Source organism: Novipirellula sp., from assembly GCF_041583735.1.
In the GTDB taxonomy this organism is placed as follows: Bacteria; Planctomycetota; Planctomycetia; order Pirellulales; family Pirellulaceae; genus Novipirellula.
On record NZ_JBFHFD010000300.1, the window covers coordinates 1 to 9,866 of the forward strand.

The window sequence follows — 9,866 nt, forward strand, 5'->3', positions numbered from 1 at the left end:
CAACGCCGCTTCACGCGAGTTCAGTTTCAATCCGCCCTTATCCTTTTCGCCGTGACATCGAAAACACTGTTCGCGAAGAATGGGCAACACGTTGCCGTGAAAATGTGCCGTGACGTTGCTGTCACTTTTTGCAGCTTCCTCAATAGCCGCACGGATCTTTTGGGCGATAAAAGCGTCAACGGGATGAGCCGCAGCATCGTCGTCAACCGAGGGAACGGGGAGCGCCGGACGATCCGCAGCCCACTCTGCGGCGGTTTGATGTCGCATCTTCCAATACGCGTCCTGCGATGCCGCAGCGGTACGCCGAGATGCATCATCGAACGCGGTCATTTGATCAGCCATCTGATCCAAAAGTGGCTCGATGTCGGCGTCGGTCAGCGACACCGCATCTGCGTCCTTGGGCGTCAGCAGATCGAACGACTTGCTACCGCTTGTTTGGATCGCGACACATACTTCGCCCGTTTCCGTGCGTTGGTTCTTGCCGCCGACAATCAGTTCCAACACCACTCGACGTGTGCTGTTGCCTTGATAGGCGTCCGCCGGGATCGACAACTCGGCAAATACTTCCTGTTGATGGTAACCATGTGGACGCACACCGGGCAGCGGTGGTTCGGCAACGGGGGTGATCGGTTGTTCGCCATCCGGTGAGCGACGTGTGACCGGATTCGTCCGAGCAGCGACGTTGCCATCGATCCACAATCGCCCCATCCCACGTGCGCGCATCAGCAGCCGATGGTTTCCTGGCGGGATTTCGACGTCCGCGGCCATGCGTAACAGCACCGGTTCTCTCCATGCATCACGGATGCCCCAGGCGTCATAGCGGATCGGCAACTGCTGAATCAGCAAGCCGTCACTTAACCAATGCAATGCATCGGATGGCCATGTTTCGTTGTCCATAATCCAGCGGTTTTCTGCTGGCAAGCCTTCGCCCAGGGTGACCAACACACGGCCGGGCGGGATTTCGCCAAGCTCGGGCATCACTTCGGCAACAAGCTTGGGCTTCGTCTCTTCGCCTACACGGCGATAACGCGACGCCATTATTTGATCACTTGCCAACCCACGATACACCGCGACATTGTCGAGCAAACCGATGTAGCGGTTGCCGGCATTGGCGGATCCAATCCAAACTTGATCATCGTCCACGACCGGAGGTTCGGTCGTTTTGCCACCCATCCCCCAATCGCCGACCGTCGGTTTTCCATCGATCCAGCCTCGCATCGAATCGGGGTCACCAAATCGATATGACACCGCAACATGATGCCAAGTGTTTTGAGCAATGAAAGACTCGGTCGAAGTCCAGCGGTGCCAATGCGCATCGCCACCGGACGGCTTGGTTGCGAACAGAAAGCCGACTCGCATTGCATTGCCGACCTTTTGCACACGCATCGCCCAGTTCTGGTTGTCCTTGGCGAAATGGGGGCTGCCGGTTCGTCCCTTGCTGACGACATAGATGGGCGAGTTGTTAGCGGGGAGCTCCATTTTCACCCACGCTTCGAGTGTGATCGCGTCCCCGTTCGTGAAATCAAAATCACCGTGTTCGTTGGAATCGTCGATCGACAAATACCCCCCCGATTCCCCCAGACGGATCGCCGTGTTGTTGCTCTGGAAATCGGGATAGACCCGAGGCCTCGGCCCTGCTTGATCACGCAGAATCGAACCATGCGATTGAAACGAACGCGTGGCTTCGGTCGCAAAATCCCAATCGGCAACCAGCACCGGTTCGCCAGCATGGGTTGCCGCCAACAAATTCAGGAACAACACAACGGAGAACAAAGATTTCAAGGTGTACATCATGTTTAGGGTTTCTGTCCTTGAGCGGTGTCGAATTCAGCGGGCAAGCCAGCGATAAACACGGGGTCCACAATTTGATCGTCGTCCATCGCATCTTGGAAAAAGAGGCCCTCGACGGCGGTTCCCGCGGCGTACCCGAGATCACTTAAATCGATCCCAACGGCGATGGCCCAGAATGGGATCGAAGGATTTAAGCGTGAGAACGATCCGTTGACGAGATCGTTTACCGACCGCACCGGTGAATTGAACTGCAGTAAATCAAAGTCGGGAATCGACAACGCCTCGTGCGAATGAAGCGTAATGTCGTATCGCGTCACGGTTTTCGAACGCAGGCCGCTGGAAAAATGCAGGGGGCTAACGTGGAATCCGTCTCCATCGGCTGGGTTTAGAACCGATTGCAATTCAAAGAACACGACATCGGGTCCGGGGGCGTTTACAATGGGCTGACGGAAACGAAAGGCCATCCCCAGGGTCGCCGCTTCCTCGACACTGTGATCCATCACCGGATCACGAGTCAGCGGTTGAACGCTGCCGCCAAGATTGAGAAACCCTGTGTGTAGCAACGTATCGGACTCGATCACAGCTCGTCGGCCCTCGCCCGTCTCATTCGCGTTGCCGACCGCAACCGACATGTGCTGCGTGTTGGTGCCGCCATGAAAGTAGGTCACCTCAACGCCGATCAGCTCCGAAACATCGTATTGCCGAGTTACAGCGTCGCGTTGAACCGAGACGCTGTGCAGTTGTCCGTTCCGTTTGCCCTTGCTCATTCCCATCGCAAATTCAACCACTCGGTCGGGAAGTTGACGGCGATACTTGCCGGGTTGGAAGTCGACACTCGACGCGTCGTCCCCGTTAAAATGACTCGCTTGGCGTTCGGTCAACAGGATTTTTTGTGCATCCAGTTGGTCGCGCCGAATCACTTCGGCTGCCCCTTCGACAACTTGAACTTCGGTGTCACCCGCTTCATCAACATTGACAGAGAAACGGGTTCCCAAATCGGTGACTTCGGTCTTCGGCGTGATGACTTGGAAACCCTCGGCGCCGGGCGGAGCGTGTACGCTGCACGAGCCTTGACGCACGATCAAGCTTTCAAGGCTGGCAATTTCGATCACCGTGGGAGCATCCAGGATGACTTCCGCACCACTGGGGAATTTCAATTCGATCATCCCCGAGATTAACGCGTATTCGTGATGACGTTTCAGCGATTCGCCAACGGGCGGCATCCCATCGCGAAAAAAGACACCGCCAGCGGACTGAACCAAAACGACCTCCTTTGGTGATGTCGCCGCAACGGAGTGGACCGCCGCGCTACGATTCCACCACGCAATCGACACCATCATCAAGACCGATGCGGCCATCGCGATGGCGAACCCGATTCGCGGCGCCGTGCCCTTTAGCCGGCGTTCCGGGACCGGGGTAGCGGTATCACGGGTCGCGGTAACCGGAGTCAGCTGATGTAAATCGGTATCAAGATCCAGATAGTTAAAGTAAGTCTGTTGAGCGTCGGCGTCGTCCCGCAGCAGATCCTGCAATGCGAGGTGTTCGGATTCCGTGATCGAGCCATCGACAAGTTTGGCCAGCAAGGGGATGAGCGCTCGTTGGACTTTGTTTTTTTCCGGCATGCTTAACCTAACGCCTCCTCGGATGCGATCCGTTTCTCGATGCATTGCAGCAGCGATTGTCGAACCGCAGACAAGCGGTTGTACATCGTCTGCACGGCCTTGCCCGCGGATTCGGCGATCTCTGTGACCGCAAGCTTTTGTTCGTAGACCTGTTGGATCAGTTCGCGATCGGTGGGTTTGAGATGTTCGACACATTTCCGCATCGCAGCGGACCGGAGATCGCGTTGCCCCAGCGTGGCGATCCGGCGATCGGCTAATTGTTCGGCCAGATCGTCTGCAAACTGCAATCGGTCACGGCCCGCAACGCGCCGAAAGTTACGCACTTCGTTAAACGCGACACCACATGCCCACGGCAGGAAGAGACGCTCGTTGTCGAAATCGTCAAACTGTCGCCACAACGTCAAGCTGCATCGTTGAAAGACATCCTGAGCGTCGGCGTACTGTGGTAACAGCGATCGCACGTAGGCGAATATCCGAGTCTGATCCCGCAGAAAATGCTGCAGAAAGTCCTCGTAGCGATCGTTGTCAAATTCCTCGGTCGTCATCCCATCTGGCCGCTGATATTTCGGTGGCGTACGTAATCCATCATGGCTGCTACGGGTTAATGGTACGGAGGCACCCGATACTTACTAGAAAAAATGGAAGAATCTGAAAGTCGAGTTCGGAAAGGCGTCCGCAGTTAAGGATCGAAACCAAACCTGCGTGACCCTGATTTTCAAGAAATACCGAATTGATAACGGCAGCGAGCAAGCCTGCAGTGCTGAAACTTTGCGGTTGTGATCGGATATTGCGGGTTAGTTTTTCTTCCGGCCGATACTGCAGTCACCTCTCCACCGGCGCAGTTGGTGAAAGAGGTGGCAGAAAGCCATCGCGACCAAAAATCACAACAACACCAAAGCCTTAGCAATCCCCCCCCTTCGCCGCACCGCTAAAACTTACTCCATCATTTCAGCTCGGCGACGATCTTTCCATCGGCGACGTTCCAAATTCGTACCACGCCGCTTTGGCCGCCGGCGATTAACGTTTTGCCGTCGGCAGTCACCGCGATCGTAAACACGAAATCCTTGGCGGTGTCAAAACTTCGCACCTTGCCTCCGTTAGCCGAATTAATCAGTCGCACTTCGCCGCTGCCACATGCAGCAACCAATTGATCGGTGGTCTCGACAAATCGAACCGCCGTGATCTCTTTCGCGAAACCACTGACCGTCCGCGTCGTTTCGCCGGTTTCGGTGTTCCACAATTTGACCGTTTGATCGGCACCGGCCGATGCCAATACCTCGCCACTGTCCTGCCACGCGGCTGACAAAACATGGTGGGTGTGGCCTTCGAGTTGCCGGGTTGTGGTGCCGGTGGCGACGTCGGTCAAAGCGATGGTTCGATCGGCCGACGATGATGCCAAAGTTCGACCATCGGGTGAAAAGTCCAATCCCAGCACCGTGTCGGAATGAAGATCGCCCAAATCACGAACCAAATCTCCCGTGTGAACATCAAAGATTTTGACGGTTCCCGTTCGGCTTGGTTCACCCGAACCGATTGCGACGGTCATCGCATCGGGACGAAAGTCAATCGCCGTGACGCGGTCCGCGATTTGTCCTGGATCATTGATCTCACCAATCGTCCGCTCGAGCGCCCAATGGGCATGTAGCGGAAAGCACTGCACAATCCCCGCGGCACTGAGGTGACACAGCTTGTCTCCGACAAACGCCACATCCACTTGTGCGGTTCGGCTCACACCGGCCCCGTCGTCCGCTGGGGTCTTCGGAAACCCGGTCAGCGGCTGGCCATCGCTGGTGCGAAACAGGTTCACGCTGCCATCACGATGGATCGTGGCAATTTCCGTCGCATCGGGACTCAGCGCTACCCCCAATACCGCGTGTCCAGGCCGCATCAAGCTTGCTTGAACCGTCGCTAGCTTGGCATCGAGCCGAGCGAGCCGGCGTGTTTCGGCATCCACCACGCCTTGGTGTGCGGGAATCGCATCGGTGGCCCGTTTCTGAGCCGCTGTGGCCGCGTCGGTTGATCGCTGCTGCTTGACCAATTCCTCCACTGTCTTTGCTTTTTCCGCTTCGGCTTTCGTCAAAGCGGCGCGTTGGGATTCAAGTTCCTTGGTGCTCTTTTCTAGCGACGCTTTTGCAGCGGCGATCGCTTGTTCCGCCGCGGCAACGTCGGCTTTCGCCTTTTCGATCGCAGCTTGAGTAGCGGCAACTTGCTTTTCCGCTTCCGCCTTTTTCGCTGCCTCGGCGTCGACGTTCTCTTTCTCCGGGCCCTCTGTCGGTTTCTCGGTTGTGTCGGATGCGATTTTGTTAACGGCGGCCTTGTCTAGATCAAGTTGTTTTGTGGCTTTTTCGAGTCGCGTTTTTGCCTCAGCGGTGTCTTTCTCTGCCGCAGCCATGTCGGATTTACTCTTTTCGATCGCGGCCTCGGTCGCTGTCACCGCGTTGGCCGCGGCGACTCGTTTCGCTTCGTTGGCGTCATTCGCCACGTTGGCTGCATCCCGCGTCTTCGTAATGGCCGCGAGTGCTTCGTCTTCTTTCTTGAGTAACTCTTGCAACTCTTTTGTTTTCCCCGTCAATTTTGTCACGAAGGCTTTTTGACGATTTGCGTCGCGGGTTGCCTTGGTCAATGCCAATGCATCTTCGACCGACGCCTTGCCGGTGGCGATTCGTTTTCCGTCTGCCAAGCTCCACACACCGACGCTTCCGTCACGGCTGCCCGTTACCAGACGCGTTTGGTCCGCCGAGACGGATACCGCGTCAACGACCGATCCTACCTCCAACGTGCGAACGACTTCATTTTTGGCAGCATCGATCACAACGATGCCTCGCGATTCGCTGGCAATTGCAATCGTTAGTGAGGGCTTTGCAATAAGTGTCACGGCGGTGGCATCCGAAATATCGGCAACGGAATCACGCACCACCTTGATCGTGGTGGGGGCGTTTTCCGTGGCCGCAACCAACTGCAATAATTTGACAATGCCGGTGTTGGTACGCACCGCCGCGTGGATTCCATCGTTGCAGGCGGCCAATTGTGTCAACGAAGACTTGAGCTCGATTTTGGCGAGTTCGCTTCCGTCGGCGGCGTGATTGAATGTTACCCGTCCCGCTTCATCGGCGACGACCAAATGGCCCTTGGATCCCGCCCACGCCAATCCGACGACCGAATCGGATTGCCCCCATCTCGATGCTCGGCGCTCGTTGGCGGTAACATCCCAAATCTCGATATCCCCGATTGCGTTGATCAGTGCGATCGTGGAACCGTCGGGGGTGACCGCCATCGCTTGCGCCGGCTTCATCCAAGCTGCGGCTTTCGATTCAAACGGCGAATGGGTTTGCTTCCAAAATCGCACGCTCCGAAATCCGCCGGTCGCAAGTCGACGTCCATCGGGTGAAAAGGCAATCGATTGAATTAGATCGACATCCGCGACCCCAGCATCACCGAGTGCGGGATCCGCGAGTGATACGGTTGCGGTGGGGTTGTCGAGGTCAGACACAAACAAACGGTTTCCGCGTGCGAAGGCGAAGTGTTTTCCGTCCGGTGAAACGTCCGACGCGTAGACGGTGCGAATCGATTCTGGAATCGCTTGCCACGTGATCGACTCGGTTTTGGAAGTGTCGGAACCATTCGCCCCTTGCTCGATCCATAGTTGCCAGAGCCCCAACTCCTGCGGCGTCAACGGGGACGCTCCGACATCATTGTCTTCTGGCGGCATCAGCGGATCTTCTTCCCCGGTTGCCCGCATCAGCAACAGACTCGATTGAGCGTCTTTGGCGATGACGGTTGGCCCGCTGTCGCCCCCCTTCATCAGCGACGCATGTGACTCGAGAACCAATCCGCCCTCAGCATCGGTCTTGTGATGGCATGCCACACAATTGCGTTTCAGAATCGGAGCGATCTCGGTGGCAAAGTCGACCGGTGTCGTTCGCTCTAGCTTTGCAATCGTCAACACCGATTCAGCACGGCCCGGGACCGCCGCAAATAACCATAACAAAGCCATCACCACTGCGGCGATTGGCTTGCAGAGTCCTCCGCAGCAAGGAAGGTTGCCCTCTACATTGACTTCGTTAACGGCACCGCGCGAGCCGTCCGGTTGCCGCCGCACCGTGACCAAAGCCAAATGTCTCGTGTCAATGTCGATGGCTTGATGGCAGCGAATCGAGGCCGTCGAAAGTTTGCCTGCACGAACGGGTGAGCATAAGAGAGGACCCGGCATGGTGGTTTGCTCGAAAGATTGGAAGGTGGGGAGAAAGCGAGGTGGGACTCGCCAGTTTACTAAAACTTGGCTCGACATGAGTGTATAGACTAAAAAACAAGCAGGAATCGCGGAAACGCTTTGACAGCAACGTGGCGTTTGCTTTCCCCACTTCTCAACGGAGAATTCAGCGCGTCGCGGACCTGACGCCTGACGCAGGGCAAATTCCCTGAACCGGGCAGAACGTTTGGCGAGTTCCGCGGCCCAATGACGTTTCGCTGCCCAAAGACGAGGTGTGGACGAAACACGAGTAGCTAATTTGACATTGTGACCAGAAAACACTATCGTGGTCATTAAGTCCTATGGACTTCCCGCCCCCGACCTCGGGACTCCCCTCCCATCATTGTGACACTCGCTTATGCGATCCGACGTAGCCTGTCGCGAGTTTTCGAAGGTGCCATGGCGTTTGCCATGCGTCGCTGCGATCACTCTATCGTTGTGCTTCGGTGATGTCTCCTTTGCCGAAAACAAGCTCTCGGAAGCCCACAAATCTGCGATTAGCTTCGCTAACGACGTCGCTCCGGTTTTAACCAAAGCAGGCTGCAACACCGGCGTCTGCCACGCCAAGGCAGGCGGCGGACAGAACGGTTTTGAACTGTCGCTGCTTGGTTTCGAGCCCGCCGAGGATTACGAACATGTGGTACGCGAAGCTCGCGGACGACGACTCTCGTTGGCCGCCCCCGAACAAAGTCTGCTACTGCTGAAAGCGACCGGTCAAATTCCCCACGGCGGCGGAGTTCGGCTAGAGAAACAATCCGCCGGCTATCGCCAACTACGCGACTGGATTGCCGCGGGAGCTCACTACGGTGCCGAAGACGCTCCCGAGCTCACCTCGATCCAAGTTCAACCCGAACGTGGATTGTTGAACCAGGGAGCAACACAGCAACTCACCGGGATTGCACACTACAGCGACGGCACGACACGGGACGTGACCGATCTGGCTCTCTACGAAACCAACGACGTCGCGATGATCGAGTCGTCGGAATCGGGAGTCGTGCATGCACAGCATCTGCCTGGCAACGCTGCGGTGATGGTTCGTTACCAAGGCAAAGTCGCAGTCTATACCGCTGCGATTCCACTGGGGGCTGCGGTCGACCATGTGCCGGAATCGAACAACTTTGTCGATGATTATGTTTTTGGCAATTTGCAGACGCTTGGCATTCCTCCATCGCCGCTGTGTGACGATGCAACGTTCCTGAGGCGGGTCACGTTGGACATCGCCGGCCGCTTGCCGACCGAAGCTGAATCGCGTGCTTTCCTTGGAAACCGCGACGATGACCGCCGCGATCAAGTGATCGACGAATTGTTAAAGAGTCCCGACTATGCCGACTACTTTGCGAACAAGTGGACGACGCTACTGAAGAATCGGCGGGATGACAAAAGCGACATCACGTCGAACTTTGCCTTTCACGCATGGTTGCGAGACAGTTTGTTAGCGAACCGGCCTTACGACCAAATCGTGCGTGAATTGTTGGCGGCCACCGGAACCGTGATGGGGAATCCACCGGTCGCGTGGTACAAGCGTGTCAAGGAACCGAAGGAACAAATCGAAGACGTTGCTCAATTGTTTCTTGGCGTGCGAATGCAGTGTGCCCAGTGCCACCATCATCCGTTTGAGCGGTGGAGCCAAGACGACTATTACTCGTTGGTTGCCTTCTTTAGCAAAGTCGGACGCAAACCGACCGGCGTTCGCGGCGAAGACCAAATCTTTCATCAGCGGGGTGTCGCGGGCGAAAAGAACCCCAAGACCGGTGAAACGCTGCCGCCCGCGGCGCTGGGAGATAGCGTGGGTGAAATTCCTGCGGGCGAGGATCCACGGTTGCGATTGGCCGATTGGATGAGCTCGGAAGCGAACCCATTTTTTGCCAAAGCACTGGTCAATCGCTATTGGAAACATTTCTTGAGTCGTGGGTTGATCGAACCCGAAGACGACATCCGCGACACCAACCCGCCCACCAATCCCGAGCTGCTTACCGCGATCGAACGACACTTTGTCGATAGCGGATATGATCTGAAAGAATTGGTGCGGGTGATCACGCGGTCGCATGCCTATCAATTGAGTTCCGTTCCCAACGAATACAACCTCGCCGACCGACAAAACTACTCGCGGTTCTATCCCAAGCGGCTGCAAGCCGAAGTGATGCTTGATTCGATCGACTTTTTGACCGGCGCCCGCACCGACTTTGCCAATTTGCCCGTGGGCA

At 56.5% G+C, this 9,866-nt stretch carries 5 protein-coding genes; 1 reads left to right on the top strand and 4 read right to left on the bottom strand.

What is annotated here, in order from left to right; all coding sequences use genetic code 11:
- The 4 genes from ABX962_RS20315 to ABX962_RS20330 all read right to left on the bottom strand — a co-directional run.
- Positions 1 to 1,791: LamG domain-containing protein (locus ABX962_RS20315; RefSeq protein WP_372721850.1), on the bottom strand; the 1,791-nt coding region annotated here is incomplete at its 3' end.
- A gap of 5 nt (positions 1,792 to 1,796) precedes the next feature.
- Positions 1,797 to 3,413: a FecR domain-containing protein gene (locus ABX962_RS20320; RefSeq protein WP_372721846.1), complete on the bottom strand. Its 1,617-nt coding sequence runs from the start codon at positions 3,411 to 3,413 to the stop codon at positions 1,797 to 1,799.
- A 2-nt stretch (positions 3,414 to 3,415) separates the two neighbouring features.
- Positions 3,416 to 3,958, bottom strand: a complete 543-nt coding sequence (locus ABX962_RS20325; RefSeq protein ID WP_372721847.1) for a sigma-70 family RNA polymerase sigma factor — start codon at positions 3,956 to 3,958, stop codon at positions 3,416 to 3,418.
- A gap of 398 nt (positions 3,959 to 4,356) precedes the next feature.
- Positions 4,357 to 7,623 (bottom strand): c-type cytochrome domain-containing protein, encoded by a 3,267-nt coding sequence (locus ABX962_RS20330; protein WP_372721848.1) that lies wholly within the window; start codon positions 7,621 to 7,623, stop codon positions 4,357 to 4,359.
- A 397-nt stretch (positions 7,624 to 8,020) separates the two neighbouring features.
- Between ABX962_RS20330 and ABX962_RS20335 the strand changes: the two genes are divergently transcribed.
- On the top strand, positions 8,021 to 9,866 hold a 1,846-nt coding region (locus ABX962_RS20335), incomplete at its 3' end, for a DUF1549 and DUF1553 domain-containing protein (protein ID WP_372721849.1).

Coding starts and splice junctions, on each gene's coding strand:
- ABX962_RS20320 (WP_372721846.1), bottom strand. CDS start 3,413: ATGCCGGAAAAAAACAAAGTCCAACGAGCGCTCATCCCCTTGCTGGCC.
- ABX962_RS20325 (WP_372721847.1), bottom strand. CDS start 3,958: ATGACGACCGAGGAATTTGACAACGATCGCTACGAGGACTTTCTGCAG.
- ABX962_RS20330 (WP_372721848.1), bottom strand. CDS start 7,623: ATGCCGGGTCCTCTCTTATGCTCACCCGTTCGTGCAGGCAAACTTTCG.